We start from the raw sequence: 26521 nt of genomic DNA on the forward strand, positions 1-26521 counted from the left end.
GCGTTTCCCACCGCGCCGAAGGCGGATCAGGCAGGGGCGCTTGACGCGGCCGCGACGTCGGCGGCCACGCGGACCCGGCCGGAGCCGGGCATGACGACGTACTCCAGCCTCACCATGAGGGTCAGCTGGAGAAAGCGATCACCTGCGTGAACGGTGGACCGCGCGTGGGTGCGGCGTGTGCTGGTGCCGCCGAGCGCAGTCGGCCCGGCCCGGGCGCCGCCAGGGCGACCGGCCCTTCCACCGGCTGCGGGAAGAGCACCAGAAGGACCCGGCACAGCCGCGCGGCCAGCCGATGCAGCAGTCCCCACAGAACGGCCTCGCCACGGGCCAGCCACAGGGCGACCATCATGGTCGCGCCGGCGTGCGTGACGAGCATGCCGGCGCCGGGCACCAGCCCCGAATGGTCATGGAGGAGCGCCGTGTACGCATGCGCAGTATGGCTGAGAGAGAACAGCACATGCAGTACCACCTGCATGCCTGCCAGCAAAAGCAAGATCACCAACGGCGTACGCTCACGCGCCGAGGCGGCGACTCCGCCTCCGAACGCCAGCAGCAGCCCACAGACTGTCACCGGCCCCGTGACCGATCCCCCGCCGAAGAGGTGCGCCAGCACGCTCAGCGCCACGCAGACCACGGCGAACACCGCGGCACGGGCGAGACGGAACGGCAAGGAGGCGGTCATATCGGGCTCATCATCCCATCCCGCCCCCTCGCCTCGGCATCCGCCATCGTGCCCCGCCTCCGGCGCGGGACTGGATCAGCGAGCACCACAGAGCCGCCCGATCCCCGCAAATGCCTAGGTCAGCCTCGACATATGCGTTCTGTCGCCGCACGTGCACCCTCAGCCACCCACCCTCCGGGGGTGGGTGGGATCACGTCGACGCACGCGAACGCGAAGGCCACCACCGGCTGCGACAGCCGTCGGCCCGGCTTGACGTCCACCACCACCGGGCCATGCTCGGTAGTCAGGAAGTAGTCCGGAATATGCTTACGAGGCTTACCCTCCACCAACGCCTTCAGCAGGAACGGCTGAGCGACATGCCGTGCACCGCAGGACCGAAATCAGCGAACAGCAGCCGTGCAAGCTCGAGACGAGACTCATAGATCACATGACCATGAGTCGTCGCCGACCAGTATGTACCGGAATAGTGCTGCTGGTCCTTGTGTCAGCGAAAGGTCCGCCAGGGTGCAGCCGCACCTAGAAGATCGGCCGACACAGTGCTCCACGGGAGGTCCTCGACCACCCGTCCATCGCAACGGCGAACACTGGCCGTAACAGCCATGTCTGAGCTTGTTCCGCTTCGACGGACACCATCGTTGTGGTGTTCAGGCCGCGGTGGCCTCGAAGTCGGCGGGGCTACGGTAGCCCAGGCTGCTGTGCAAGCGGTGCAGGTTGCACCAGCCCTCGATGAACTCGAAGATCGCGCTGCGAGCGGCGGCGCGGGTGGGCCAGGGCTGGGTGTCGAGGAGTTCGCCCTTGAGCGTGGCGAAGAACGACTCGGCCAGCGCGTTGTCCCAGCACTGGCCGGTGCGTCCGACCGACAACCGCACCCCGAGCCGTTCAGCCAGTGCGGCGTAAGCGGCGCTGGTGTACCGACAGCCGCGGTCCGAATGAAAGATCACCGGCCCGGTGGGGCGGCGGCGTGCCCATACCTGGCGCAGGGCGTCGGCGACCAGGTCGGTACGCAAGTGATCGGCCGTCGCCCAGCCGACCACCCGGCGGGAGGCGATGCCGATGACGGTGGCCAGATACAGCCAGCCCTCCTCGGTGGGGATGTAGGTGATGTCGCCGCACCAGCAGGTATCGACGGCGGCATCGGGCGTGAAGTCACGGCCGATCAGGTCCGGCCGGGCCTCGACGTTCGGGTCGGGGATGGTGGTCTGCCGACGGCGGCGCCGATGCCGCCCGGTCAGGCCGAGCGCGCGCATCAGCCGGGCCACCCGCCACCGGCCACACCGCTGCCCGTCCCGCTGCAACTGCGCATGCACCCTCGGCGCGCCGTAGCTGCCTCGCGAGCGCGCGTGCACCTCGGCGATGCGCTCGGCCAGCTCCCCATCGCGCATCGCGCGAGGCCCGGGCACGCCACTGCGGCAGGAATAGAAGGCGACACGGGAGACTCCCAGCAGCTCACACACCCGTTTGACGCTGTGGCCGCCCTGCTCTTCCGCCTCGATAAACGGGTGCACGCTCACCGGGTCTCCTCGGCGAAGAAAGCTGTCGCCCGCTTGAGGACGTCGACGTCCTCGCGCAGCCGCCAGTTCTCCCGCCGCAACGCCTCCAGTTCCTGACGTTCGCTGCTGGTCAGCCCGTCCCGCTGCCCGGCGTCGACCTCGGCCTGGCGGATCCACTGGCGCACCGCGGTCTCGGTCAGATCGAAGTCCTTGGCCACCTGACCGACCAAGCGGTCACCCCGCTGGCACAGCTCGACGATCTCGGCCTTGAACTCCCGCGTGAACGAGCAGCGAGGACGCGGCTTCTTCTTCCCCATACTCTCCATCATGGACATCCTTCCGGGGACAAGCCCCTGATCTCGGATGTCCGTCAAACCGGATCAAGCCCAGTCGAGTCTTTACACCGCTCCGAGGACGCGACCCCCGGCTGGCTCGGGACACCAGAGGTGTACCTAACTGCACCTGAGGTGTGCGCGTAGCTGGATTCCGGCAGTGCGTCAGATTTCCTAACGTTGTCTTCGGAGAGGCTGCAAGCGTTTCGCAGGTGCTCCTCAGACCATGTGACGGTGGACACCATGCCGTCCGCCATCGACAAAAGGAAGCAATTGGCATGACGGAGGACTCAGACGGCATGCACCGGCGCGGGGCATCGCCGGGCGTCTACCGCATAGATCCGAGTGCGACGACGGTCCGATTCACGACACGCGCGGTGTTCGGCCTGCTGCCCGTGCAAGGATCCTTCACAGTTGATAACGGTCGGATCTTGATCACCGAGGACATCGGCGACTCCGCCGTGGATGTAGTGATCCGGGCGGCCAGCTTCGAAAGCGGCAACCCGCAGCGCGATGAGCATGTCCGGTCCATGGACTACCTCGACGCCGCTGTGCACCCCGAGATCGTCTTCCGCAGCCGGGATGTCAAACGATCCGCTGAAGGCGCCAGTGTGCAGGGATCGCTGACCGTACGGGGCGTGACTCGGCCGACGGTCCTGACACTCGGCCCTGTCATCACCGATGATCAGTGCTTGAGGGCTCAGGCCGCGACCAGCATCGACAGGTACGCCTTCGGCCTGACAAAGGCGAAGGGCATGACAGGCCGCCACCTCGGTATCACTCTTGAGGTCATCGCCTTCCTGATCGGGGCATAGGGGCTCTTCGAAGTTACGCGGATTGAGCTACCGGGGGAACCTCACTCGACCACGGCGGCGGGCTGTTGCCGAGAGCGACCAATACGTCCTGAGCCAGCGCTGTTCTCGCAGTGGTGCCTACCGTGGGGTCCACGACAAGCACGCCACCGGCCCGATCGTGGGAACCCAGCACGGCCCGGGCGATACGGACGTCATCGGCCGGATCCAGCAGGACCGTCACCGGCGGTGGCGTTGGCGAGGCCGAAGGGCTCATGATCCCATCCTGAGCGATCCCGTGGCAGCTCAGTCAGCACCAGACTGCCAGCCCCAGGCATCTGCTCAGCTCTGGTGTGGTGAAGGTGAGAGCGGCGAGGATGCACGCACCGCCGCGACCGCCCGCATCACGAGCTGAAACAGCAGGCCGGCGACCAGAAGCACGAGCTCACCACCCCACCGCCGCCAACTGCAGGAACAGGAAGGGCTCACCGCACACGCCGGACACTTGCCTACGACTCTCGAGGTCCCGCTGGAGGCGCCGTCCGCTCGGGCGCACCGGATTTGCTTTGATCCACTGCACGAGGCTTGCTGCGGCCTTCGTGCGAAGCTGGCACCCTTTGGTTTTGGTGGGAGAGTACGGGCGAAGCCCGTGCCGTATCGGTTGTAAGTGGTATACGGGTTGTGAACATCTAGCCGGCGCCTTTACAACGTAGATCACAACCGGGCACGACGGACACCGCCGATCACGGCACGGAGTTCGACCCCGATGGGTCCCCCCAGATCGCCCCCGATGGCCGTGGCGCCTGGGGCCAGCCGTAGGCGATGTGAGTACGAGAGCCCGTCCCAGACGCCCGGGCGACAGCAAGGTCACCCGCAGCACTACCACCTTGTGCCGAAGTACCTTGAGCGCGGCGTTCTTGGCCTCCCAACTTCCGCTGAAGCGGTGCAGGCCACCTGCGATTGTCGCTCACCTTCGGTCAGTACCGAGGCGCTGCCGCGGTCGGCCCGAGATCGGGCGCGGCCCGCAGCTCGACGGTGAGCGGCTTGTCGGTTCCGGCGAGGTCGAGCACCAGAACCTCATTGGTCCCCGCACGCCACAGTGGCGCCGGGGCGTAGAGAGTGACCTGGGGCCCCTTCTCGGTCCGCAGGCGGCCGAGAAGGAAGCCGTTGACCCAGACCAGAGTGCGGTCGCTGCCCGGGACGGCGACGAACGCGTCGCCCGCTTCGGGCATCCCCACGACAGCGCGGTGGAAGGCCGGACCCGCGGTGGTGTCAGCGGCCGAGGCGGTGGGCAGGGCGGCCAGGTCGTCGAGCGGCAGCACCCGGATGGTCCACCCGAACAGGTGCTGGTGGTCCAGGCGCACACCGCCGATCAGGCCCTTGCGGTCGGCAAGGTGGGGGCCGTAGTTGACCCGCCCGTACGGCTCGACGAGGATCTCCAACTCCGCGCCGCCCTCGGGGACGGTCAGTTCCACGGTCGGGGCCGGGGCATCCCGCTCCAGTACGCCGACCAGGTGACCGTCAAGGAAGACCTGCGCCAGGTCCCGGATGCCGTCCACGGTCAGCGTGGCGGGGCCCGCGGGGCCGATGATCCGGTGCCGGTAGTGAACGAGCCCGCAGTGATGACCGAGCCTTTCCATCGGCTCCGGCGCCGGGCGGTGCGTCGCGACCGAAAGCAGGCCCACGTGGTCGCGCAGGGCCCCGACGCGGGTGGCGGCGACGGTCTGCGGCGCCACCCGCCGCTGTGGAGCGGGGAGTTCGGCGGCGGGCAGCGGCGCGTAGCGGCCGATGACCTCGCGGAAGGCGTGGAACTTCTCGGTCAGTTCGCCGGCTTCGCCGATGGGGGCATCGTAGTCGTAGCTGGTGACGGTGGGCACGTAGCCAGGGTCGGTGAGGGTCTTGCCGATGTGGTTGGCGCCGGCCCACCAGCCGAAGTTGGTTCCGCCATGGCCCATGTAGATGTTGACCGATCCCCCGGCGGCGAGAATGCCGTCGAGCACGTCCGCGGCGTCGGAGGCGTCGCGGACGTGGTGGGGGTCCCCGAAGTGGTCGAACCAGCCGTTCCAGAACTCCATGCAGACCAGCGGCGCTTCGGGCCGGAACTTGGCGAGGGCGGCGAAAGCCTCGTCAGGGCGCGAGCCGAAGTTGGCGGTGGCCAGCACGCCGGACAGGGTGCCGCCCGCCAGCATGCGCGGTTCGGGGCCGTCGGAGGTGAAGAGCAGGCAGTCGATGCCCCGGGTGACCAGACCCTCCTTGAGGTGTTGCAAGTAGGCGTGGTCGTTGCCGTAGCTGCCGTACTCGTTCTCGACCTGGACCGCGACGATCGGTCCGCCACGCGAGGCCTGCAGGTCGGCGAGCATGGGGATCAGCTGGTCGAACCACTCGTCGACGGCCGCGAGATAGGTCGGGTCGCTGGTGCGCAGCCGCAGGGACTCGTCGGCGAGCAGCCACGCCGGCAGCCCGCCCATGTCCCACTCGGCGCAGATGTAGGGGCCGGGGCGGGCGATGACGTCGAGGCCGAGGGCGTCGGCCTCGCGGATGAAGGCGGCGACGTCGTGCCAGCCGTCGAAGCGGGGCGGGCCGGGGACCGGCTGGTGGAAGTTCCAGGCGATGTAGAGCTCGACCGTGTTGCAGCCCATGGCGCGCAGTCGCTGCAGCCGGTCGCGCCACAGTCCGGGGTGGATGCGGAAGTAGTGCACGGCGGCGGAGACCACGCGGTGCTCGCGGCCACCGCGCAGGAAGCGGTGGCCGTCAACGGTCAAGGCGGGTCGCGCGCTCATATGTTCATTGCTCTCGGGTCGTGGTGGTTCGGTGGGCGAGGACTGGTGCGCGGCATGGTCCGGTTGCGCCGCCGGTGCAGCTCCACAGCTCCATGGCGGTGCCGTCGAGAACCAGGAGCGCGGTACCGAGCCGCGCGGCGCAGCCGGTATGCGCGCGTGGTCTGTGCATGCCTTGTCCGTTCTGAGGTGTGCGGAAGATGCCTGGAGTGCGGTTACTTGACGGCGCCTGCAGTCAGACCGCTGCGCCAGAAGCGCTGCAGCGCGACGAAGGCAACGAGCAGGGGGAGCAGCGAAACGAACGCTCCGGTGATCGGGAGCATCGGAGAGACGCCGTTGGCGAACTCTGAGCGCCACTGGACCAGGCCGACGGTGACCGGCAGTTTGGACGCGTCGTTGAGCATGAGCGAGGGAAGCAGATAGTTGTTCCAGACGCTGACGAACTGGAACAGGAAGATCGTCACCAGCGCGGGCGCCATCACGGGCATCGCGATGCGGAAGAAGGTCCGCTTTTCGCTGGCGCCGTCGATGCGCGCGGCCTCCAGCAGCTCGTCAGGGACGGAGGCCGAGGCGTAGACGCGCGAAAGGTAGACGCCGAACGGGCTGACGAAGCTGGGGAGCAGGACGGCCCAGTAGCTGTCGGTGAGCCGGAGTTGAGCCAGCATCAGGAACAGCGGCAGGGCGAGCATCGGCGCCGGGATCAGCACCGAGGCCAGGATCGTGTTGAAGACCGTCTCCCGGCCTCGGAACCGGTACTTGGCCAGGGCGAAGCCCGCCATGACCGACAACAGTGTGCTGACCCCTGCGCCGACCAGGCTGTAGAGCGCGCTGTTGGCGAGCCAGGAGGAGAAGATCCCGTCCTGGAAGGAGAAGACGCGGCCGAGATTGTCACCGAGGCCGAAGTGGGAGAACCAGAGTGGGTTCCCACGGTGAAGATAGCCCTCGCCCTTGGTCGCCGAGACGAACAGCCACCACAAGGGGATGAGGGTGTAGAGGGCCATCAGGCCGAGCAGTGCGTTGACGGCCAGGCGGCCGGCGAGCGGGCTGCGGGTGCTGGTCATGCGTCGGCCATCCTTCGCTGCGTGAACTTCAGGAACCCGAAGGAGAGAACCAGCGTGACGAGGGCCAGCAGAACGGATTCAGCAGCGGCCAGGTTCGGGTCCGCCTGGGAGGCGGTGAGCGTGGTGTTCATGATCGGGCTGAACTTGGTGGAGGCGCCCGGGATCCGTGCGGCGGCGAGCACGGCCGGCTCGGTGTAGAGCTGGGCGGTGCCGATGACGGAGAAGACCGTCGTCAGTACGAGGGCGGGCCACACCATCGGGATCTTGACGTACCAGGCCAGCCGCCAGCCTGTGCAGTTGTCGAGGGTCGCGGCTTCGAGCACCTCGCCGGGCACGGCCTGCAGCGCCGAGTAGATGATCAGCATGTTGTAGCCGGTCCAGCCCCAGGTGATCATGTTGCCGATCGACACCGGGATCCAGTCGGCCGACAGGAAGTCGGCGTGGATACCGATCGCCGCCAGCGGCCCGGTGAACGGCGAGAGGTTCTTCACCAGCAGGAACGACCACATCACCACGGCGATCGCCCCGGGCAGCGCATAGGGCAGGAAGAAGGTCAGCCGGAACATCTTCCGGAGCCGGGCCGAGCGAGAGTCCAGCAGCAGCGCGAGGCCGAGGGCCAGCCCGAGCATCACCGGCACCTGGACGACGCCCAGCAGCGCCACCCGGCCCAGCGAGGCCATGAAGTCGCCGTCCTGGAGAGCGCGAGAGAAGTTTCCGAACCCGGCGAAGTGCGTGGTCTGTCCGCCGCCGAACAGGCCCTGACGGCGGACCTGGAAAAAGCTCTGGTAGATCGCGTAACCGATCGGCGCGAGCATCATCGCGGTGAACAGGATGCCGAACGGGGCCAGGAATCCGGCGGCGTAGCGTGCGCTCCGGCGGCTGCGGCCGGCTGTCACGGGCGTGGACGCCGGCGCCGGTGCAGGCGGTGTTGCTGTCTGGGTGCTCATGGTCTTCCTCGCGCGGTTGCGGTACGGAGGGGGCGGTTCCGCGGTGCCGCCCCCTCAAGCGGCACTGCGGAACCCTCGGACGACGTGGTGTCGCGTCGGGCATCAGCTGCCGGACACGGAGAGCCCGAGACTCTTGATCTTGTCGATCGTCTTCTGCTGTACCGTGGTCGTCGCCTGCGCGTAGCCGCCCTTGCCGATGGCGTCCGAGTAATCCGCCTCGACCTGGCCGAAGGTCGGCCCGACGACCCAGGTGGCGGGGATGTTCGCCGCGGATTCCTTGAAGACGTCGTAGATCTTCTGGCCGCCGAAGTACGGGTCGCCCTGCGACAGCAGGGGGTTCTCCAGACCGGTCTTGGATGCCGGGTACAGGCCGCCGACCGTGATGCCGGTGCTCACCGCTTCCGGGTCGCTGGACAGGAAGGCGGCGAACTGCTCGGCCTCCTTCGGGGTCTTGCAGCCGGTCAGCACGGAGGTGGCGGAGCCGCCGGAGTTCGCGCTGGTGTGATCGCCGGCGGTCCAGGTCGGCAGCGGGGCCACGGCCCACTTGCCGGCGAGATCCTTGAGGTCACCCTTGATCCCCGCGGCCGCCCAGGAGGCGTTCACGAAGGTCATGACCTGGCCCGCCTCGGACGCCTTGTCGAAGTTCGGGTCCCAGGCGTTGCCGTTGTTCATCACCAGCTTCTTGTCCTTCAGGCCCTGCCAGTACGTGGCGACCTGCTGGGTGCCGGGATTGTCGATGGAGACCTGCCAGGCGCCGCCCTGCGTGCCGAACCAGGACTTGCCGGTCTGCCAGGTCAGCGCGGCCATGTCGTAGGCGTCCTGGGGCGCGGTGCCGAAGGCGACGGCGGGGTCGGCCGCGTGCACCTTGGCGGCGTCCGCGGCGTACTCGTCCCAGGTCGCGGGGGGCTTCGCGATGCCGAACTTGCGGAACAGGTCGGTGCGGTAGTACAGGGCCATCGGCCCGATGTCGACCGGGAGGCCGTACACCTTGCCGTCGGCCGACGACGCCGCGACGGTCCAGTCCAGGTACTTGCCGGTGTCGCCGGACGCGTACGGGGTGATGTCCATCAGCGCGTTCTTGACCAGCATCGACGGGATGTCGTTGTAGGTGACCTGAGCCAGGCACGGCGCCTTGCCCGCGGTGATCGCGTTGGTCATCTGGTCGTAACCGCCCTTGGCGCCGGACGGGATCTGCTTGAACGTCACCTTGATGTCCGGGTGGGCGGCGTTCCACTGAGCGGTGATCTTGTCGTAGCCCGGGGCCCAGCCCCAGAACTCCATCGACACCGGCCCGCTCGGAGCTGCCGCATCGTCGGCCGAGCCGGAGCTGGAACAGCCGGCCACCAGCAGGGCCAGGGAGAGGAACGCCGCGCCGGCGGCTCTGGACGCGGAGGTGCGCATGGGGGGACTTCCTTTGCAGAGAGTGAATTGGAACGCGATCGGGAAGCCGGCCGGAGGACGCGGCAAACAGTCGCATTCGGGAATGTCGAGGGTTGTTCGGCATGTCGCGGGAGAGGCGGTCAACACCTCGTGCACGCGGTTTCCGGCTCGACTCAGCAGCCTTGATTTCGGGCACGGGTCCCGACCTGCTGGTTCAGGGGAGACAGCGGAGAACCACCCGTCCGATACTCGAGCGGATGACATGAAGGTTCAGGCGGTTTATCCGGCAGGGGAATTCATGGTTGCGGCAGCCCCGGCCGCCACCGCATACCCAAGCTTTATCGACCGCGCATGGCTGCTCCGGGATTTTGCCTGGCGAAGGCGGAACCGGTTGGGGACTCAGGACAGCCGGGCACGGACGCTCTCCCTGATGACCAGACAGGCGGCGCCCCGCGCCCACAATGTCTCGCTGGCCTGATCTACCTTGATCACACAGTCGCGGGCGGCAGAGGAGACGGCGTGGCGCTCCAGGGCTCTCGTCATTGCCGGGCCGAAGTGGTCGTAGGCCACCACGCCCTCGCCCGCGATCACGATCAGTCCCGGGTTGAGCAGGTTGCACAGGCAGGCCAGTCCGCGCCCCAACGCGTCCCCGGCCACGGCGAACGCGTCGAGCGCGGCCTGCCGCTCGGGTTCCGTCCCCGAGCGCGCGAGCTCGGCGACGGCATCATAATCCGCCTCGGGACGGCCGCCGAGCTCCCGGAACGTCCGCAGCACCGCATCGGAGGAGGCAAGCGCCTCCACGCAGCCGCGGTTGCCGCAGGCGCACTCCGGCCCGTTGGGCTCGATGGGCAGATGCCCGAACTCGACGGCCAGTCCGCCGGCACCGGAGTGGAGGACCCCGTGCAGCATGAGCGCACCGCCGACACCTCGCCCGACCGAGATCACCGCGAACGAGTCGACGTCCCGGCCCTCACCGAACCAGCGCTCGGCGATGACCAGGGCGTTGACGTCGTTGTTCACCACCACCGGAAGCCCGGTGGCCGCGCTGAGCGGAGCGGCGATCGGGACATCCGTCCAGCCGAGCCGCACCGCCGAGCGGCACACCCCGCCCTCCGCGTAGACGTGACCGCCGACGCCGACCCCGATGCCCAGCACCTTCGCCTTGGCGGACGGCGCCCCGGCGATCAGGCGGCCCGTCAACTCCGCCGCCACCGAGAGGACATGAGCCGGTTCCACGGAGTCGAGCGCCTGCTCCAGACGCAGCAGCGGACGGGCTCCGAGGTCGGTGAGCACAGCCGCGACATGGGTGCGCGCGATCTGGATCCCGACAACCAGGTGCTGCTCGGTGTTGACCCGCAGCAGGCGCTGGGGCCGCCCCAGCCCCGCCGCGCTCTGCTGTCCGGTCTCGCTCAGGTAGCCGCCCTCGATCAGCGGCGACAGCAGCCGGGTCACCGTGGAGGGCGACAACCCGAGCCGCTGTGCGATCACCGTCCGGGAGATCGGCCCGGCGGTGAGCACCTGCGCGAAGATCTCGGCTCCCGTCTGGTCCGGGACCAGAGTCGTCAACGCGTTCACGTCGTACCCCATCTCATGACTGCACGCACTGCGTCGCCTAGAGTCTGGCGGACATATTTTCTTGAGTCAAGAAAATAAGTGGGTTGACGTGATCCCGGCCCCCTCGTCGGGCGTGAGCTGTGGCGGTCCGCCAGAGCTGCGAGTTCGAGGCCGTCACCACGCGCAGGGCCGTACGCCCCCGCGCCCATCGCAATCTTGGGTTCGCAGATCTTTCCGCAGGTCATAGAGATGTGATCTTGTCAGGCACGTAAGGCACGTGAGCCCAGCCTCCACGGCAAGTTGCGGCGACCAGGAATCACTGCGGAACAACATCCCGAAGTTAAAGCGATAGCAGAGTGTAGTTATAGGCAACGGCCGGTAGTCGTACGGAGGGAGGTGAACCGGCGAGACAGCTGTTCCCCCAGCGATGGGAGCACCATGCATCCGATTCTCAAGTTCGCCGCCGCACTACTGTTCGGGACGGCCGTAGTCGCCAGTGCCGCCCCGGCGGTTACCCGAGCCGACTGCATCGCCGGTGGGGGGGGTACGTCACGTTCGACCCCATATACGGCCTGATCTGCTCCAGGGGAACCCATGAAGGAGAAAGCATCATCCGCGAGTAGGCCCGAGAAGAGCGCGTGCCTGATCGGGAGCGAGCCCTTCTTGTGTAGCCGCCGGGGTTCGACGCGGTGCTACGGGACCCCGCGACGGTGCGCATCCCCACCACCACCGACATCCACGGCCGCTGGGAGTGGCATCACCGACCCTCCGCGACGACCTGGCGAGCCGAGATCGTCCAGCCGGTCGCCGCCGGGCAGATCAGCGCGATCAGGCGGATCGGCCCCGCCCGCACGATCCAGCGGATCAAAGTCGTGTCCCCCTCGGGAAAGGACTCGGAGCTGAGCATCGACGAGGCCATCCAGATGACCGAGTCGGGACGGTTCACGTTCTTCACCAGAGTCCCCGGATTCCCCGAGGCCGGCGTGATCGTCGACACCACCGCGCGAGGCCGCCGGTACCTGCGCACCGACGCCGACCAGACGACGGGCAACAACCTGGCCGTACTACCCATCTTCTGACCCCGGGAGTCACGATGGCGATCTCGAAACTCGCCGCGGCACTCTTCCCCGCGCCCATCGCGGTGGCCGAAGGTAACGCCACTCCCTTCGAAGCGATGCCCGCTCTGCCGCTCCCCGTCGTCCAGGGGACAGCCGACGCCCCCATACACCTGCTCGTCGGCCAGTCGGCCACGCTGGCCGGCGCCGCGATGGCCATGGTCGGTATGTGGGCCGATCCGCCGCAGTGGGCGAGGGCGCTCAAGGTCTTCCAGTACCAGCTGCTGGGGGCACACCTGTTCCGGTACGGCACCACATTCGCGTTCGGCCCTGACAGCGCTGGCTGCAGTGGCGGACACGCCGAAGGCGCTCGCGCCGGTGACGCTGGCCGGCGTGACGCGGCAGGAGGTCGGCTCGCTGCACGCCTTCGACCCCTTCCGGCGTTTTCGCCCGCAAGGCGCGCGATACAACCTTGCCTCACCAACGACGGTTATCCGCGTTTCGCGCCTGCGTGCAGCTCTACCGTCCGAGCTGGAAGCCGGCCGCTCGGCCTGGCAGGAGGAGAAGCTGGCCTACGCGACCGCTCGACGCGAGGCCAAGCAGCGAGGTCAGCGCGGCCTCCACCCTGACGACATCAACCTCTACACCCCGACCTGTTGGTACGGCGCGTGCCGAGAAGCGGCACTCCATGCCGTGTCTTTCTGGCATCAGCGACGGCTCGCGGTCCTTCTCGTCGACGACGACAGGCCGGCTTCCCATCCCTGTCCCGGATCAGAAAGCGCGCCCGACGGCCCGCATCGTCCAGATCCATCACAAGATTCTTGAACGCCTGGATCACCCAGTTCGCACTCGGGTGAGCGGTGGTGTCCAGCACGCGGACGCGCCGGGTGGCGTGCTGGACGCGAGCGTGGCGAGCTCACCATGCACCCGCCGGTATCCCCCGACCGGGGTTCTCCCGAATCAGGCGCAGGACGAGAGCGCGAATGGAGCGGACCGTGAGCGGGCGCCCAGGCCGCTTCGGCCGGCAGATACCGGCATGACGGCGCTTCATCAGATCGCGGTGCCATCGCGGGACGGTGTCCGGCCGGACGAGGAGCCTCAGTCGGCGCAGGACCTCGCGGGGCGGCGACTCAGAAGCGCGGCGAGAAGGGCTCGGTCCTCGGGTGCGAACTTCACTCTGGTGTCAGCGCCGAGCCGGCGTTCAAGAACGATGATCCGGTGGCGCAGGGCAAGAATCTCCACGTCCTTGTCCCGATCGCCCGTGGGCGGCAACCGCAGCGCGGCGAACGTGTTCGTGACGGTGAGGTAGGCCAGGCGAAGGAGCATGGCCGATCATCCTGCCGCACTTGGTTCCCTCTCCTGGGTGGCCGGAGCTCGCGCCGCCACGCGAAGCCCTTGCACGGCGATGACCAGGCCGGATGTAGTTATCGGCAGGCGCACAGCCGCGATGTCGACGATGCCGGCCCCATCGATGTCATGGACGGGCCGTGGGAGTCGCCCCGAGGGCGGAGCCTTAGGATCTACTTGGTTCCCCGGCCGGCGGTCGGCGGCGCCCGCGGATCGCCCAGCCCGCCCGGCGGGCCGACCACCATGAAGGCGAGCCTTCCATGCGCATTGTGATCGCCGAGGACGACCCCTTGCTGCGCGAAGGCATGGCGTTGCTGCTGCGTGCCGAGTCGCTGGAAGTGGTGGCCACCGCCTCAGATGCCGCCGGGTTCCTGGACGCCGTGGACGCCCATCGGCCGGATGTGGCCATCGTGGACGTGCGCATGCCGCCCACCCACACCGACGAGGGCATTGTGGCGGCCGTCGAGGCCAGGCGGCGGCTGCCGGGACTGGCCGTGCTGGTGCTGTCGGCGTACGTGGAGCAGGCGTTCGCCACCGATCTGCTCGCGCATGGCGGCGCGCGCCTGGGTTACCTGCTCAAGGAGCGGGTCGGGCGCGTCCAGGAATTCCTGATGGCGCTGCACCGGGTAGCCGATGGCGGCACCGCCATCGACCCCGAGGTGGTCGCGCAGTTCCTCACCCGCAGCCGCCCTGGCAACCGGCTCGAACGGCTCAGCCCGCGCGAGCGCGACGTGCTGGCCTTGATGGCCGAAGGGCTGGGCAACTCGGCCATCGCCGAGCGGTTGTTCGTCACCGGCGGCGCAGTGCACAAGCACATTCGCAGCATCTTCGCCAAACTCGACCTGGCCCCGGCCGACGGCACCGACCGGCGGGTGGCCGCCGTGCTGACCTACCTCGAAGGCGTGAAGGGGTGAGTAGTCGGGCCCACCCGGGTCCGGCCGGAACGTCCATGTGACATGAAGGTGTTGATCGAGGCACAGAGTCATCGGGGTCGGAATTCCCGCGCGATCAGCCGGCTTCGGGCCATTCCAGAGCCGTGTCCTCAGACTCTCTGATCACTCTGCCTCGCCGGGTGACCGGCATTCGGCGCCTTCCATCGTGCGGTGCGCGGCCCTGTTCACCTGGCGTTCCTGATCGGTGTCCAACTCACTGACCAGCCAGTTCACTTGACAACGCCAGATGGCGAGCGTGTCCGGCGTCCCGGCGCCTGAGACGGTGGTACCCCTGGCTGTACCTCTCTTCGGGGCGTAGGGGGGAATGATCAGAACGCCCGCGGCTGATGTGCTGATGAGCGTCCATCACACGCTCCCAAGGGAACACCGAATGGCAGTCAACAGCCGATCGGTCGCCGAGCGCGACACGCCCCCCAAGGGTTTCGTCCGCCGCCGTCCGTTACTCGCTTTCTTCGTCCTGGCCAACGCGATGAGCTGGGCCGCCTGGACGCCCTATGTCCTGTCGGCGAACGGGCTCGGGATCCTGGACTTCACCTTCCCCACATTGCTCGGCACCACGCAGTTCCTGGGAGTGCTCCCCGGCGCGTATCTCGGGCCCGTCTTCGCCGCCTACATCGTCACCAGAGTCACGGAAGGAAAGGAAGGCGTCCGCCGCTGGATCGGGCGGATGACCAAATGGCGCGTCAATGGGATCTGGTACCTGGTGACCGCGCTCGGCGTCCCGGCCGCCATCATCGTCACCGCGGCCTCCATGGCCGGCGAGAAGCTCACCATGCCGCCCGTCGCCGTGCTGGTGGCCTACGTGCCCGGCCTGATGCTCCAAATGGTCACCACCGGGCTCGCGGAGGAGCCGGGATGGCGGGACTTCGCCCTGGCCCGCATGCAACGCAGGTTCGGCCCGCTGCGCGCCACCGCGCTCCTCGGCCCATTGTGGGGCGTCTGGCACCTGCCGCTGTTCCTGACCGAGTGGGGCGGCTGGCCGGACGTCACCTGGATGCGGGTCGGCGAGTTCATCGCCTTCTGCTGCGCGTTCAGCGTGGTCGTCACCTGGGTCTTCAACCGGACCGGGCAGAGCCTGCCGCTGGTCATGCTGCTGCATGTCAGCATCAACAACTTCATGTCGATCGTCTACGCGGACATGTTCCCGTCCATCGCCACGCCGGCGCTGGCGTCCCGGGTCACGCTGCTGGCGGGCACCACGGCGGCGGTCCTGGTGCTCATCGCGACGCGCGGCCGGCTGGGTTACCGGCCCGCCGGGGAACCGTGAGGAGGGGATGATCTGCTGTTCCGCCGGCGAAGACCGACAAGAGAGAGGTGAGTGCCGATGAAGGCCCAGCCCCTGTGGCGCCGCTTCGGACGCCGGGAGATGCTCGCCCACGCCCGCGCCACGCTCGACGCGCTCGAACACGTCGTCGGCGGCATGGGCACCGCGATCCTGGCGCTGGTCGCGCTCCTGGCGGTGGCCGTCACCGGCCTGGCATGCCTGATCGGCGTGGGGCTGCCGCTGGTGCCCACCACGCTGCGCGGGGTGCGCGCGGTGGCCGACCGAGAGCGGGCCAGACTCTCGCGCTGGGGCGAGGAGGAAGTCATCGCCGTGTCCCCGCCGGCAGGCGGCCTGCGCGCTGCCCTCGCCGACCCGGCCACGCGGCGCGAGCTGGCCTGGCTACTCGCGCACGCCTCCATCGGACTGCTGCTGGGCCTGGTCACGCTCACCTTCCCGATCCACGCCGTGCAGGACGCGACATTCGCGCTGTGGTGGTGGCTGTTGCCGCTGGAGGAAGCCGCGAGCGCGGCGTACGGGCTGTGGGAGGTCAACGACACTGCCAGCGCACTCGCGGTCGCCGCGCTGGCCCCGATCGAGATCATTGTCACCCTGGTCCTCACGCCGTGCACGGCCTGGCTGCAAGCGCGGCCGGGCCGGAAGCTGCTGCTGAGGCCCGCCCCCGACGCCGACCTGGGCCTGCGCGTCGCGCAGCTCACCGCGTCCCGCGCCGCCCTGCTCGACGCGCACGTCGTCGAATTGCGCAGGATCGAACGCTCGCTGCACGACGGGACCCAAAACCGGCTCGTCGCGGTGAATGTGCTGCTGGGCACGGCCTTACGGGCGCTGGAACGCGACCCTGCCACCGCCAAGGCATCGCTCGAGCGAGCCCAGGACGCCGCCGAGCAGGCCCTCGGCGAGCTCCGCGGCGTGGTACGCGCCATCCTGCCTCCCGTCCTGGCCCACAAGAACCTCGCCGACGCGCTCGCCGGGCTGGCCTCGGCCTGCCCGGTGCCGTGCCGGGTCGACGCCGATCTGCCGGTCAGGGCCGCCGCCTCGGTCGAGGCCACCGCCTACTACGCGGCGGCCGAAGCGCTCACCAACATCGCCAAGCACAGCCGGGCCGGGCGTGCCGTCGTCAGCGTGCGCCGCGTCGGCGACCGGCTGTGCCTGCGGATCACGGACGACGGCCGGGGCGGCGCGGACGAGCATGGCTCCGGCCTGGTCGGCATCCGCCGCCGGGTCGAGGCACACGACGGGTCGTTCACGCTGGACAGCCCGGCCGGCGGCCCGACCGTCCTCGACGTGACCCTGCCTTGCGGAACCTGAACCCGCGAAACCGCCACCAGCATTGCCATTCCACTCCGACCTTGCGACGTCCGGACCGATCTTGCGCCCCTCCATGCGTGCGGCGTCCCCGGGTGGACGCGAAGCGGCGGCGCGAGCAGATCCTCGAGGCCGCCCTGGCCGAGTTCAGGCAGAAGGGCTGCACGGCGGGTTTACGGTAACGAACGCCCAGCAGGTGGGCATCTCGCACCCGAACCTGTTCCGGCTCTTCTCCACCAAGAAGGAGCTCTTCCTGGCCGTTCTCGTTCGGCTGTTCGAGACGATCGACCGCGAGATGGTCCGGCGGGGCAGCAACGCCGGGGCGGACCCCGTGCCGGTGATGGTGGACGCCTGGGGCGTGCTCATGGAGGATCGCGCGCTGATGCTCATGATGCTCCAGGGGTACGCGGCCTGCGATGATCGCGACGTTCGCGATCTGGTGGCCCGCTCGACCCAGGACATCTTCGAGAATGTCGAGCTCATGCCGGGCGTCGGCGCCGACCGTGCGCACGCCTTCGTCGCCGAGGGAATGCGCTACATGGTCTCCGCGGCGATGGACCTGCCGCGCCTGGCCGCGTAGGAGCCGTGGGCCGAGCGTTTTCTTTTTTGTGCTTGAAAGTGACCACTCACTACACAGGAGCAGGACATGACCACAACCACCACCCGACGCCGCCGGCCCGCACTCATGTGGACCCTGTTAACTCTGCTCGCTGTCGGCATCGCCGTCTTCGCCGTCCAGCCCTACCTGACGGGCGACACCTCGCTCAGCAAGATCCCCCTCAACACGGACGTCGCCCTGCACTACCTGTCGATCGTGATCCACGCGCTTCCCGGCGGCCTCGCGTTGATCATCGGCCCGTTCCAGTTCAGCACCCGGCTGCGCGCCCGCCACCCCAAGGCCCACCGCATCGCCGGGCGCGTCTACATGATCAGCATCGTCCTGGCCACCGCCGCAGCCCTGTTCGCAGCCACCGTCTCCACCAGCGGCCTGCCCGCCCAGATCGCGTTCTACCTGCTGGCCGCAGCCTGGCTGTACAGCCTCTGTCAGGGCTATCGTGCCATCCGCCGTGGCAACGTCCGAGAGCACCGGGTCTGGATGGTCCGCAACTACGCGCTGACATTCGCCGCGGTGAGCCTGCGCCTCTTCCTCGTCATCGGTCTCCTGGCGCAGCAGGCCTATCCCACGCTGAGCTTCGACGACGTCTACACCACAAGCGCGTGGGCGTCCGTGCTGGTCAACTCGGTCGCGGCGGAGTACTTCATCGTGCATCGCCTGCTGGTGCACCGCGATCGGCGCCCCGCGTCGAGCGGCCGGCGGGGAGACGCCGCCCTCACCGCGCAGTGAAGGGGGGCGCTGTGACAGGGGGCGCTGTCGAGACCTCGCGCTGCCTCCATGAACGGCCCGCCCTTGTCGAAGTCGGCCTGCTGGGTGGTGAGGACACGGAAAGCCAGCTCTGCCCGGTTGAGCAGGTAACTTTCCCAGTTCCCCAGGCGAACCCGAACCACTGGATCGGTGGCGCACTGCTGGCGCAGGTAACCCGGCGGATCACGCAACAACTGGTGCGTGTGACCGAGCAAGGGAACAGCGCCCACCGCCGCCGGGATGCTGGTGCTCGCCGGCATTCTCGCCCCCTTCGATCCGGAGGCAGCCAGGTGGCGCTCACCGCGGCGATGCGGCCCCCGGCGTGGCGGTCGTCTCGATGGGGACGTCCTTCCCCTGCGCGAGCGCGGCCGGGTGGTTGACGTCGAACACTGGCACGCGCACCCTGACCTGGACAGAACCATAACTACAATAGGTAGTCATATGAGAGCATAGAGTTATTAGCATGGTGGAGGTCATCTGGATTCCACGAAGGGACCCCCATGCGACCCATCCCCGCCATCCTGGCCGTAGCCGCCGGGGCTCTGACACTCATCAGCGCCGTTCCCGCCTCCGCCGCACCCGGAGTCGCCCTCCTCTCCTCACAGGACGGGCAGACGCGAACGATCAACGATCCGCAGCCCAGGCAGTGCCATCGCGGCTTCGGGCCGAACAGCGGCCTGGCGAACTACACCGAGGGCACCATCCTGGTCTTCCCTGACTCGAACTGCCGGACCAGGATCTTCGACCCTGTGGAGCCTGGCGACACCAAGAACGGCAACATCGGCAGCTTCTTCGCCCTGGACTGATCCGCGCCCTCTGCGCACGGCCAGAGGAGAACGGAACGCGGGGATGCGGCTGGACGCCACTTGGGTTCGCCGCTGGGAAGCAGCCACCGCCGCCGCCGTGATCCCCCGGCCCCCTTGAACCGCGAGGGGACCGGGGGCTCTCTCCGTGCCTGAAGCCGCTCAAGTGCGTTTACATGGCGATCACGAGCCTGGACCCGACCGGCAAGGGCCGCAAACGCTGGATCACCCGCTGGAAGGCGGCCCTGAACGCCTTCGCCATCACCTTCGAAGGCCGCCTGACCCCGACCACCCGATAACGAGTCAGGATCGAGAAACACCGGTATCTAGACTCTGGCCCGTAATCGGTGGTGGCGTTGAGTGATCTTCATTGCAGCAGGATGCGGTGGCGCAGAAGGTCGAACCCGGCGCGGCCGTGCATCTGGCGCGTGATCCTCTTCGTGCGGGTGTTGACGCCTTCGGTTCGGCTGTTGTGGTGCGGGAGGGCGGCGTTGACAGCATCGCGGTCAAGTTCGATGCCGTTGGCGAAGCCGTGCAGGTGCGGCAGATCGGCGGCTCGGAGGGTGGTGGTCCAGGCGGTGAGTTCGGCGTCGTTGCCGGCGGCCGGGGTGAGGAGCTCGGCGAAGCTGCGGACGTGTCGGGCGAGTTCGGCCAGTTCGGGGCAGGCGGCTGTGAGCTCCTGCACCAGCTGGGTGTCGCTGTCACGCAGCCGGTCGGGGTGGGTGAGCAGGAGACGGGCCAGGCGGCGCGGCGTGATGACGGGCCGCTCTCCTTCGGCACGGCCTTGGGTGATGTAGCGGTAGAGCGGATTGAGGCTGCCGGTGTAGCCGAGCTCTTTGATCTCTCGAAACAGCTGCTGGACGGCAACGGCCGGATCGGTGGCGCGCCGTTCTCGCAGGTGATCGCGGTAAGGATCGACGAGCGTGGGTCGGTAGCACGGGGCCCGGCGCAAAGCCTCGGGCTTCTGGGTGCGGGCGTAGCGCTTGGTGGTGCCCAGGGACAGGTTCAACCGACGGGCGCACTCCAAGAGGCCGACGCCCTTGTCCAGCAGGTCGTGGATCTGCTGCCAGCGCTCACGGGTGCTCTGCTCATGGACGCCGGCGGGCCGCGACGGGTTGACCGTGGCCCAGCAGGCGCTGTGGGACCGAAGCTCAGCAAGGGTCTTGTCGCAGAAATTCGCCCACAGGTGCCACCTGTCCCCGACCTGCACGGCATCCGGCAGAGCACGTCGAACCGCCTCACCGTACGCGCCCGACCCGTCGCGGCAGACGATCTCGACTCCAGGGCGGGATCGCAGCCATGTCTCCAGCACATCGGCACCGCGGCCGGGCAGGACATCGATCCGCTCGCCGGTCGCGGCGTCGATCAGGATCGTGGCATAGCGGTGCCGGCGTTTGAGAGCGAAGTCATCGACACCCAGCACGCGCGGGATCCGCAGCGGGGGAAGCGGCAGCCGCGCCAGCAGCCGCAGCGCTGTGGACCTCGAAATCGTGACAGCCAGGACCACCGACAGCCGAGCACTCGCTCGGCCGGCCAGTTCCTTCACCACCGCGCCCAGCTGGCCGGTGAGCCTGCTGGCTCGACGCTGGTAGCGCTCGATCAGCCTGGGCGCCTGCTCACGGAACGTCTGCCGAGGGCATCCCCACTCGGGGCAGACCAGACGCCGTACCTGTAGCGACACCACCACCAGCCGCCCGTCGACCGGGACATCCGTGACCGTCCGGCTCACGTGGCCGTGCGCTCGACCGCTCAGCGCCCCGCACACCGGGCACGGCACCGGCTCGTCGCGAGTACGAGCCATGACCCGAATGAGGTCGTCCTCGTCCTCTACTCCCTCGATGACCAGGGTAGACAGCCCCGCAAATACCACACCCGCAAGATCGTCGATCTTCAGCACGGCCCAGCCTGGCAGGGATCACTCAGTGCCACCACCGATTACGGGCCAGAGCCGTTGACCGTACAGTCCCTTACGAGGGAGAAGTGCGCTGTCAGCCAGCCGCAGCCTTCCACTCCGGAGCGAGGACGGAGTGAATGACCGAATCTCGCCACCCGTCCGCGAGCTTCAAGTGCCCCCGGATGACACCCTCCTCCACCATTCCGAGCTTGCTCATGACTCGCCCGGACGCCTCGTTGAGCGGGCTTCGTGCACCCCAGATACGGTAGATGCCGAGTTGCTCGAACCCGAGCCGCAGGAGCAGGCGCACGACTTCGGCGCCCAGGCCCTGACGCCACCGGTCTGACCGGAGCGCGAACCCTATCTGGGCGCTGTTCTGGAGCGGGTGGCCGAGGTCGATCGAGATCCGCGCGAACGCCACCAGCTCGCCGCCGTCCGGCAGCACCGCGGCGAGGCAGTAGTCCATCCGCGGTTCGATCCGAGCCGACTCGACCACTCCGGCGATCGTGCTCTCGACTTGCTCACGAGTTCGAGGCTCGAAGCTCATGTGCTCAGTGACCTGCGGGTCGCCGTAGTTCCTCCTTGGACAGGAACCCGATCAGGGTGTCGGCGACGATCACGCGGGGCGGTCGGCGGGGACCTCGTCGAGCCATCGGGGGTCGTTGAGGTCGGAGCCGATGGTGTGGGCGTGGGGGCGCTCGGGGAGCAGCAGGCGCCTGGCCTTGGCCACGCCGGGCAGGCCCACGTCGTGCCACTCGACGGTGGCGGGCGGGTCGACGCGGTGGACGTGGGTGTCGAGTCCGGCGCTGTAGTCGAGCGCCTTGCCCGCCAGGGTCAGCCAGAACGTGTTCTCCAGCGGCGTGGGGTCGGGGAGGGTGACGGCCATCGTGTCAGTCCCTTTCTGCGGTGACTCGTCCAGCGCGGTGTCGTCGGTGAACCGCCGGTGGGTACAGAGCTCCAGCGTGGGCAGCGCGAGGCGGCGCAGCAGGTCGGGGCCGAACCGGCGGGTTCGCCTGCGGACACGATCAGGCACGGACGAGGCGACCCGGGCGTTCTCCACGATCAGTGATCGCCGGGATGTCCGTGCCTTCTGTGCGGATCAGACCTGGCGGGACCCATCCGGGCCGAACTCCGTGCCGTGATCGGCGGTGTCCGTCTCCTTCACGGCCAGGACTCCGTCCACGCGGCGGGGAACCCCAAGGGGGTTGTCGTCGCGCAGCTCGGGCGGGAGCAGCCGCTGCGGGGTGTCCTGGTAGGCGATCGGGCGGAGGAACCGCTGGACGGCGGAGGCGCCGACCGAGGTGTGCGCGGAGTCGGTGGCCGCCGGGTACGGTCCCGAATGGTTCATCGCCCAGCTCACCGCGACCCCGGTCGGATAGCCGTCGCACACCACCCGCCCGGTGCGCCGGGTGACGACGTCGATCACGCGGCGCGGGAGATCCTCCTCCCCCTCCCCCATGTGCAGCGTCGCGGTGAGGCTGCCGGGGAGGCGGCCGAGCAGGGCGAGCAGCTCCTCCTCCGTGTCGTACTCCACCAGCACGATCACCGGGCCGAAGCACTCCCCGGTCAGCGCCTCGCCGAACATCGTGCCCGGCACTCTCAGCACGGTGGGCGTCGCCCTGCCGTCGAGGTCGCGCGGCTCGGCTCCGGCCAACACCTGGACGCCCGGCTGCGCGGCGAGCTCCCGCACGCCTTCGGCGTACGCCGCCAGGATGTTCCTGGTGAGCATCGTGCCGGCCGGCGCGTCGGCGCCGCGCGCGGCGAGCGCCTCCTGCAGCGCTGTCCCGTGCTCGCCGGCCGGTACGAAGGCGAGCCCCGGTTTGGTGCAGAACTGGCCTGTCCCGAGCGTGAAGGAACCCAGCAGTCCTTCGGCGATCGACGCACCACGTTCCACGGCCGCGGCCGGGGTGACGACCAGCGGGTTGACGCTGCCGAGCTCTCCGAAGAACGGGATGGGCTCCGGGCGGGCGGCGGCCAGGTCGAACAGCGCGCGCCCACCGCGCACCGAGCCGGTGAAGGCTACGGCCGTGACGCGCGGGTCCGTGACCAGCGCCACTCCGGCGGCCTGCCCGTGCACCAGGCTCACCGCGTCGGGAACCCCTGCCCGTACGGCAGCATTGAGCAGCGCGCCGTACGTCGCCAGCGAGGTCGCCGGGTGGGCCGGATGGGCCTTCACCACCACGGGGCAGCCGGCTGCCAGCGCGGAGGCGGTGTCGCCGCCCGGAACGCTGAAGGCGAGCGGGAAGTTGCTTGCGCCGAAGACGGCGACCGGGCCGCGCGGGACCATCATCCGCCGCAGGTCCGGGCACGGCGGGACGGCCGCCGGGTCGGCGTGGTCGATCACGACCCCGAGGTGGCTTCCCTCGGTGACGACGTCGGCGAGGAACCTGAGCTGGGCACAGGTGCGGGCGAGCTCCCCGGTGAGCCGGGGCAGGCCCAGCGCGCTCTCCCGGTCGGCGAGCGTGAGGATCGTCTCGCCGGCCTTCTCCAGCTCGGCGGCCATGTCGCGCAGCAGCGCCGCCCGGCCCGCGACGCCCAAGGCGGCCAGCGCGGGCACGGCCGACGCGGCGGCCGCGCAGCGCGCCGCCACCTCGGCCGGCGTGGACTCGGCGCCGACCACCTCGACGACCTCGCCGGTGCGCGGGTCGACTGAGACGACGTCTGAGGTGGCGTTGTTCGTCGCGGTGTTCATCACTGCGTTCCTTCAAGGGACTCCAGCATGGCCGCCAGTCCGCGGACCACGCCGTTGGTCAGGGTTCCGATCTCGCCGATCCCGATCTCCACGACGTCCCCCCCGGCGAGCGTGAAGGGAAGGTCCGGCACCAGGCAGGTGCCGGTCGCCAGCACGGCGCCGTCCGGGAAGACGTCGGCGGCGAACAGGTATCCGGCCAGGTCGTCGAGCCGCCGGTTCAGCCGCCCGGTGTCGGCCTCACCGGACCAGGCGACGGCGCCGTCGCGACGGATCGTCATGCGGATCGGCAGCGCGTAGGGGTCGGCGACCTCCCACACCGGGCGGATGGCCGGGCCTACTGCGCAGCCACCGAGATAGATCTTGGCCTGGGGGAGGTACAGCGGGTTCTCGCCCTCGATGGTGCGCGAGCTCATGTCGTCGCAGACCGTGTACCCGACGATCTCGCCGTACGCGTTGAGCACCAGGGCCAGCTCGGGCTCGGGCACGTCGATCGTGGAGTCGGCCCGCACCGCGACCGTGCCGCCGTCGCCGACGACCCGCCAGGCGGCGGACTTGAAGAACAGCTCGGGCCGGGGCGCGTCGTACACCCGCTCGTAGACGTCCGCGGCGGCGGCGCTCTCGGCCATCCGTGCCTGGCGGGAGCGACGGTAGGTGACGCCGGCGGCCCACACCTCCATGCGGCCCTCGACCGGCGGGAGCGGCTCGGCCGGGCCGTCCGAGGGCTCGGTCAGGGCCCGCTCGACGAGTTCGCGCAGGTCGGACAGGCTCAGACGCAACAGCTCGGCCAGCGGCAGCGGCAGCGGATGGACCAGGCCGTCGTCTGCCCGCACCCCCGCCCGGATCTCGCCGTCTCTCGCGTAACGCAGGATGTGTGTCATCGGTCAGCTCCATGGAAGGGGGTGGCGGGACGGCCGGTGGTTCCGGGTTCGACCGCGAAGATCGACCCGGCCAGCGGCTGGGCGGCCAGCTCGCCGGGGGTGAGCCGGTAGGCGGCGGAGGTCACGTAGAGCACGTCACCGTCGGGGCCGCCGAAGGCGCAGCTGGTCACCTGGGTGACAGGGAGGCGGACGATCCGGTCCAGGACGCCGTCGGGGGTGTAGCGACGGACCGTTCCGCCGCCCCACAGCGCCACCCACAGGCAGCCGTCGTCGTCGACCGTCATGCCGTCCGGCATGCCCTCGGCGGGCTCGACGGTCACGACCACGCGGCGTGAGTCCGGCTCGCCCGACGCGAGGTCGAAGTCGTAGGCGTCGACCCGCTGGGTTCCGCTGTCGATGTGGTACATCACGGTCCCGTCGGGGCTCCATCCCAGACCGTTGGACAGCGTGACCCCGGTCAGGACGCGCTCGACGCTCCGGCCGTCGTAGCGGTAGAGGGCGGCGGCGCCGGGTTCGGCCTCGTACGGCATGGTGCCCGCCCAGAGCCGCCCGGACGGGTCGCATTTGGCGTCGTTCATCCGGTTGCCCGGACGATCGGCCTCCACTTCGGCGACCATGCGGACCTCTCCGTCGGGTGACAACATCGCCAGCCCGTCGCGTACCGCGAGAATCAGACCGTCGTCGCCCGCGGGCACCGCCGCGCCGATGTGCGTGCCCACGTCCACGAGCTGGTCCACGCCGCCGGCGGGGTCGTAGGTGTGGACCGCGCATCCGGTGACGTCCACCCAGACGAGCCGTCGCCGGACCGCGTCCCAGGCCGGCCCCTCCCCCACGTCCGCGTCGCTCCGCAGCACGAGTTCGCCGTCGAGTTCGCTGACCATCAGACCTCCTCCTGGCCGCGCGGATCGATCGCGACCTTCACGACACTCTGATCGGGCACGGCGAGCAGCGCGGGCACCTCGTCCAACGACGCCACACGCACCGGTACGAGGTCCGGGTCGATCACCCCGGACGCGAGCAGCCGTACTCCGGCGGTGACGTCCTCGTCCCACAGGTGGGCCGCCGTACCGACCAGGCGCTTCTCCTTGAGCACCACGTCGGCGAGCGGCACCGTGGCGTCCTGGCCGGAGAACCCGACGATCACCACGGTGCCCCGGGCCGCACAGCGCCGGATCGCCTCCGGCAGCAGGGCAGGCAGGCCGGTGCACTCGAACACCACGTCCGCCCCCCTGCCCTCGGTCAGGCGGTCGATCGCGGCGGCCGTCTCCTCCGGCCGGACCGCCACCGCTCCGGCGCGGCGAGCGGCCTCCCGGCGGAAGCCGGCGGTCTCGCTCGTCACGACCTGGATCCCGGCAGCCACCGCCACCCGGGTCAGCAGCAGCCCGATGGCGCCCGCGCCGAGCACCAGCGCGGTGCCGCCGGTCACGTCACCGGCCTTGCGCAGCGCGCGTACCGCAACGGCGGCCGGCTCGGCGAGCACCGCCAGCCGCGGCGGGACGTGGTCGGGGACGGGGACGCAGGTGCCCGCGTCGGCGACCATGTACTCGGCCAGCCCTCCGTCGAGGTTGAGGCCGCGCACCGCCTGACGCGCGCAGACCCCCTCCTGGTGCCTGCGGCACCACCAGCACGTTCCGCAGCCGAGCACGACGTCGGGGATGACCCGGGTGCCGACGGGCATCCGGCTCGCGTCGGTCCCCGGGCCGTGCCCGACGACGACGCCGGCCACCTCGTGTCCGAGTGTCAACGGCGCCCGGGTGCCGGTCAGCGGGTGGGGCCTGTCCACGTCGATGGCGAGCGGCCCCTCCCGGTACTCCTCCACGTCGGTGCCGCAGATCCCGCAGAGCTCGACGCGGACCAGCACCTCGCCGGCCGCCGGAACGGGGTCGGGCACCTCCTCCACGCGCACGTCTCCACGCGCGTGCCAGCGGACCGCCC

The 26521-nt window shown here is 69.3% G+C and carries 24 protein-coding genes and 2 pseudogenes; 10 read left to right on the forward strand and 16 right to left on the reverse strand.

Annotated features, from left to right (window positions below):
• Positions 1-121: 121 nt before the first annotated feature.
• The 3 genes from IEZ27_RS35260 to IEZ27_RS35270 form a co-directional block, all read right to left on the reverse strand.
• Positions 122-682: an MFS transporter gene (locus IEZ27_RS35260; RefSeq protein ID WP_189651211.1), complete on the reverse strand. Its 561-nt coding sequence runs from the start codon at positions 680-682 to the stop codon at positions 122-124.
• 644 nt (positions 683-1326) lie between these two features.
• Positions 1327-2193: an IS3 family transposase gene (locus IEZ27_RS35265; protein ID WP_189651212.1), complete on the reverse strand. Its 867-nt coding sequence runs from the start codon at positions 2191-2193 to the stop codon at positions 1327-1329.
• Entirely contained in the window at positions 2190-2501 is a 312-nt protein-coding gene (locus tag IEZ27_RS35270) for a transposase (RefSeq protein WP_189651213.1), read from the reverse strand. The genes IEZ27_RS35265 and IEZ27_RS35270 overlap by 4 nt, the downstream gene beginning before the upstream one ends.
• Before the next feature lie 281 nt (positions 2502-2782).
• Between IEZ27_RS35270 and IEZ27_RS35275 the strand changes: the two genes are divergently transcribed.
• Entirely contained in the window at positions 2783-3319 is a 537-nt protein-coding gene (locus tag IEZ27_RS35275; protein ID WP_189651214.1) for a YceI family protein, read from the forward strand.
• A gap of 953 nt (positions 3320-4272) precedes the next feature.
• On the opposite strand, the gene IEZ27_RS35280 is transcribed toward IEZ27_RS35275, so the two are convergent.
• From IEZ27_RS35280 to IEZ27_RS35300, 5 genes are all read right to left on the reverse strand, one after another.
• Positions 4273-6075 (reverse strand): glycoside hydrolase family 35 protein, encoded by a 1803-nt coding sequence (locus IEZ27_RS35280; RefSeq protein ID WP_189651215.1) that lies wholly within the window; start codon positions 6073-6075, stop codon positions 4273-4275.
• A 212-nt stretch (positions 6076-6287) separates the two neighbouring features.
• Complete coding sequence (locus tag IEZ27_RS35285; RefSeq protein ID WP_189651216.1) at positions 6288-7133, reverse strand: carbohydrate ABC transporter permease; 846 nt, start codon at positions 7131-7133, stop codon at positions 6288-6290.
• Positions 7130-8029, reverse strand: a complete 900-nt coding sequence (locus IEZ27_RS35290; protein ID WP_229824633.1) for a carbohydrate ABC transporter permease — start codon at positions 8027-8029, stop codon at positions 7130-7132. The genes IEZ27_RS35285 and IEZ27_RS35290 overlap by 4 nt, the downstream gene beginning before the upstream one ends.
• A gap of 153 nt (positions 8030-8182) precedes the next feature.
• Positions 8183-9481, reverse strand: coding sequence for an ABC transporter substrate-binding protein (locus IEZ27_RS35295; protein ID WP_189651218.1), 1299 nt, complete (start codon positions 9479-9481; stop codon positions 8183-8185).
• A gap of 378 nt (positions 9482-9859) precedes the next feature.
• Complete coding sequence (locus tag IEZ27_RS35300; RefSeq protein WP_189651219.1) at positions 9860-11035, reverse strand: ROK family transcriptional regulator; 1176 nt, start codon at positions 11033-11035, stop codon at positions 9860-9862.
• Positions 11036-11703: 668 nt separating this feature from the next.
• On the opposite strand from IEZ27_RS35300, the gene IEZ27_RS35305 reads away from it, so the two are divergent.
• Entirely contained in the window at positions 11704-12093 is a 390-nt protein-coding gene (locus tag IEZ27_RS35305; protein WP_189651220.1) for a DUF3892 domain-containing protein, read from the forward strand.
• 324 nt (positions 12094-12417) lie between these two features.
• Complete coding sequence (locus IEZ27_RS35310; protein ID WP_189651221.1) at positions 12418-12894, forward strand: hypothetical protein; 477 nt, start codon at positions 12418-12420, stop codon at positions 12892-12894.
• Positions 12895-13167: 273 nt separating this feature from the next.
• On the opposite strand, the gene IEZ27_RS35315 is transcribed toward IEZ27_RS35310, so the two are convergent.
• Positions 13168-13395 (reverse strand): hypothetical protein, encoded by a 228-nt coding sequence (locus IEZ27_RS35315; protein ID WP_189651222.1) that lies wholly within the window; start codon positions 13393-13395, stop codon positions 13168-13170.
• A gap of 281 nt (positions 13396-13676) precedes the next feature.
• On the opposite strand from IEZ27_RS35315, the gene IEZ27_RS35320 reads away from it, so the two are divergent.
• From IEZ27_RS35320 to IEZ27_RS35350, 7 genes and pseudogenes are all read left to right on the forward strand, one after another.
• On the forward strand, positions 13677-14330 hold the full coding sequence (locus IEZ27_RS35320; protein ID WP_189651223.1) for a response regulator transcription factor: 654 nt from the start codon (positions 13677-13679) through the stop codon (positions 14328-14330).
• A 409-nt stretch (positions 14331-14739) separates the two neighbouring features.
• Positions 14740-15636: a CPBP family intramembrane glutamic endopeptidase gene (locus IEZ27_RS35325; protein ID WP_189651224.1), complete on the forward strand. Its 897-nt coding sequence runs from the start codon at positions 14740-14742 to the stop codon at positions 15634-15636.
• A gap of 57 nt (positions 15637-15693) precedes the next feature.
• Positions 15694-16959 carry a sensor histidine kinase gene (locus tag IEZ27_RS35330; RefSeq protein ID WP_189651225.1) on the forward strand — a complete coding sequence of 422 codons (1266 nt, stop codon included), beginning with the start codon at positions 15694-15696 and terminating at the stop codon, positions 16957-16959.
• Positions 16960-17152: 193 nt separating this feature from the next.
• Positions 17153-17536: a hypothetical protein gene (locus IEZ27_RS35335; RefSeq protein WP_189651226.1), complete on the forward strand. Its 384-nt coding sequence runs from the start codon at positions 17153-17155 to the stop codon at positions 17534-17536.
• Between the two features lie 66 nt (positions 17537-17602).
• On the forward strand, positions 17603-18301 hold the full coding sequence (locus tag IEZ27_RS35340; protein WP_189651227.1) for a DUF2306 domain-containing protein: 699 nt from the start codon (positions 17603-17605) through the stop codon (positions 18299-18301).
• Between the two features lie 518 nt (positions 18302-18819).
• On the forward strand, positions 18820-19125 hold the full coding sequence (locus tag IEZ27_RS35345) for a hypothetical protein (RefSeq protein ID WP_189651228.1): 306 nt from the start codon (positions 18820-18822) through the stop codon (positions 19123-19125).
• A 158-nt stretch (positions 19126-19283) separates the two neighbouring features.
• Positions 19284-19421 (forward strand): annotated as a pseudogene (locus IEZ27_RS35350) (IS256 family transposase); the annotation flags it as partial.
• 68 nt (positions 19422-19489) lie between these two features.
• Here IEZ27_RS35350 and IEZ27_RS35355 read toward each other — a convergent pair.
• The 7 genes and pseudogenes from IEZ27_RS35355 to IEZ27_RS35385 all read right to left on the reverse strand — a co-directional run bounded on the left by IEZ27_RS35355 (position 19490) and on the right by IEZ27_RS35385 (position 26492).
• Positions 19490-21019 (reverse strand): ISL3 family transposase, encoded by a 1530-nt coding sequence (locus IEZ27_RS35355; RefSeq protein WP_189651229.1) that lies wholly within the window; start codon positions 21017-21019, stop codon positions 19490-19492.
• A 91-nt stretch (positions 21020-21110) separates the two neighbouring features.
• Positions 21111-21578: pseudogene (locus IEZ27_RS35360) on the reverse strand (GNAT family N-acetyltransferase); the annotation flags it as partial.
• Positions 21579-21632: 54 nt separating this feature from the next.
• Entirely contained in the window at positions 21633-22049 is a 417-nt protein-coding gene (locus IEZ27_RS35365) for a hypothetical protein (protein ID WP_189651231.1), read from the reverse strand.
• A 66-nt stretch (positions 22050-22115) separates the two neighbouring features.
• Positions 22116-23708, reverse strand: a complete 1593-nt coding sequence (locus IEZ27_RS35370; RefSeq protein WP_189651232.1) for an aldehyde dehydrogenase (NADP(+)) — start codon at positions 23706-23708, stop codon at positions 22116-22118.
• On the reverse strand, positions 23708-24586 hold the full coding sequence (locus tag IEZ27_RS35375; RefSeq protein WP_189651233.1) for a fumarylacetoacetate hydrolase family protein: 879 nt from the start codon (positions 24584-24586) through the stop codon (positions 23708-23710). Before IEZ27_RS35375 ends, IEZ27_RS35370 begins: the two co-directional genes overlap by 1 nt.
• Entirely contained in the window at positions 24583-25467 is an 885-nt protein-coding gene (locus IEZ27_RS35380; protein ID WP_189651234.1) for an SMP-30/gluconolactonase/LRE family protein, read from the reverse strand. Before IEZ27_RS35380 ends, IEZ27_RS35375 begins: the two co-directional genes overlap by 4 nt.
• The gene (locus tag IEZ27_RS35385) at positions 25467-26492 is read right to left on the reverse strand and encodes an alcohol dehydrogenase catalytic domain-containing protein (protein ID WP_189651235.1); all 1026 of its coding nucleotides are present in this window, start codon (positions 26490-26492) and stop codon (positions 25467-25469) included. Before IEZ27_RS35385 ends, IEZ27_RS35380 begins: the two co-directional genes overlap by 1 nt.
• Positions 26493-26521 lie beyond the last annotated feature (29 nt).

The sequence above is a fragment of the Nonomuraea spiralis genome (assembly GCF_014648435.1).
In the GTDB taxonomy this organism is placed as follows: domain Bacteria; phylum Actinomycetota; class Actinomycetes; order Streptosporangiales; family Streptosporangiaceae; genus Nonomuraea; species Nonomuraea spiralis.

Excerpts from the sequence above, each read along its gene's own strand:
- IEZ27_RS35260 (WP_189651211.1), bottom strand. The coding sequence starts at position 682 with ATGACCGCCTCCTTGCCGTTCCGTCTCGCCCGTGCCGCGGTGTTCGCC.
- IEZ27_RS35270 (WP_189651213.1), bottom strand. The coding sequence starts at position 2,501 with ATGATGGAGAGTATGGGGAAGAAGAAGCCGCGTCCTCGCTGCTCGTTC.
- IEZ27_RS35275 (WP_189651214.1), top strand. The coding sequence starts at position 2,783 with ATGACGGAGGACTCAGACGGCATGCACCGGCGCGGGGCATCGCCGGGC.
- IEZ27_RS35280 (WP_189651215.1), bottom strand. The coding sequence starts at position 6,075 with ATGAGCGCGCGACCCGCCTTGACCGTTGACGGCCACCGCTTCCTGCGC.
- IEZ27_RS35285 (WP_189651216.1), bottom strand. The coding sequence starts at position 7,133 with ATGACCAGCACCCGCAGCCCGCTCGCCGGCCGCCTGGCCGTCAACGCA.
- IEZ27_RS35295 (WP_189651218.1), bottom strand. The coding sequence starts at position 9,481 with ATGCGCACCTCCGCGTCCAGAGCCGCCGGCGCGGCGTTCCTCTCCCTG.
- IEZ27_RS35315 (WP_189651222.1), bottom strand. The coding sequence starts at position 13,395 with ATGCTCCTTCGCCTGGCCTACCTCACCGTCACGAACACGTTCGCCGCG.
- IEZ27_RS35320 (WP_189651223.1), top strand. The coding sequence starts at position 13,677 with ATGCGCATTGTGATCGCCGAGGACGACCCCTTGCTGCGCGAAGGCATG.
- IEZ27_RS35325 (WP_189651224.1), top strand. The coding sequence starts at position 14,740 with ATGGCAGTCAACAGCCGATCGGTCGCCGAGCGCGACACGCCCCCCAAG.
- IEZ27_RS35330 (WP_189651225.1), top strand. The coding sequence starts at position 15,694 with ATGAAGGCCCAGCCCCTGTGGCGCCGCTTCGGACGCCGGGAGATGCTC.
- IEZ27_RS35340 (WP_189651227.1), top strand. The coding sequence starts at position 17,603 with ATGACCACAACCACCACCCGACGCCGCCGGCCCGCACTCATGTGGACC.
- IEZ27_RS35345 (WP_189651228.1), top strand. The coding sequence starts at position 18,820 with ATGCGACCCATCCCCGCCATCCTGGCCGTAGCCGCCGGGGCTCTGACA.
- IEZ27_RS35370 (WP_189651232.1), bottom strand. The coding sequence starts at position 23,708 with ATGAACACCGCGACGAACAACGCCACCTCAGACGTCGTCTCAGTCGAC.
- IEZ27_RS35375 (WP_189651233.1), bottom strand. The coding sequence starts at position 24,586 with ATGACACACATCCTGCGTTACGCGAGAGACGGCGAGATCCGGGCGGGG.
- IEZ27_RS35380 (WP_189651234.1), bottom strand. The coding sequence starts at position 25,467 with ATGGTCAGCGAACTCGACGGCGAACTCGTGCTGCGGAGCGACGCGGAC.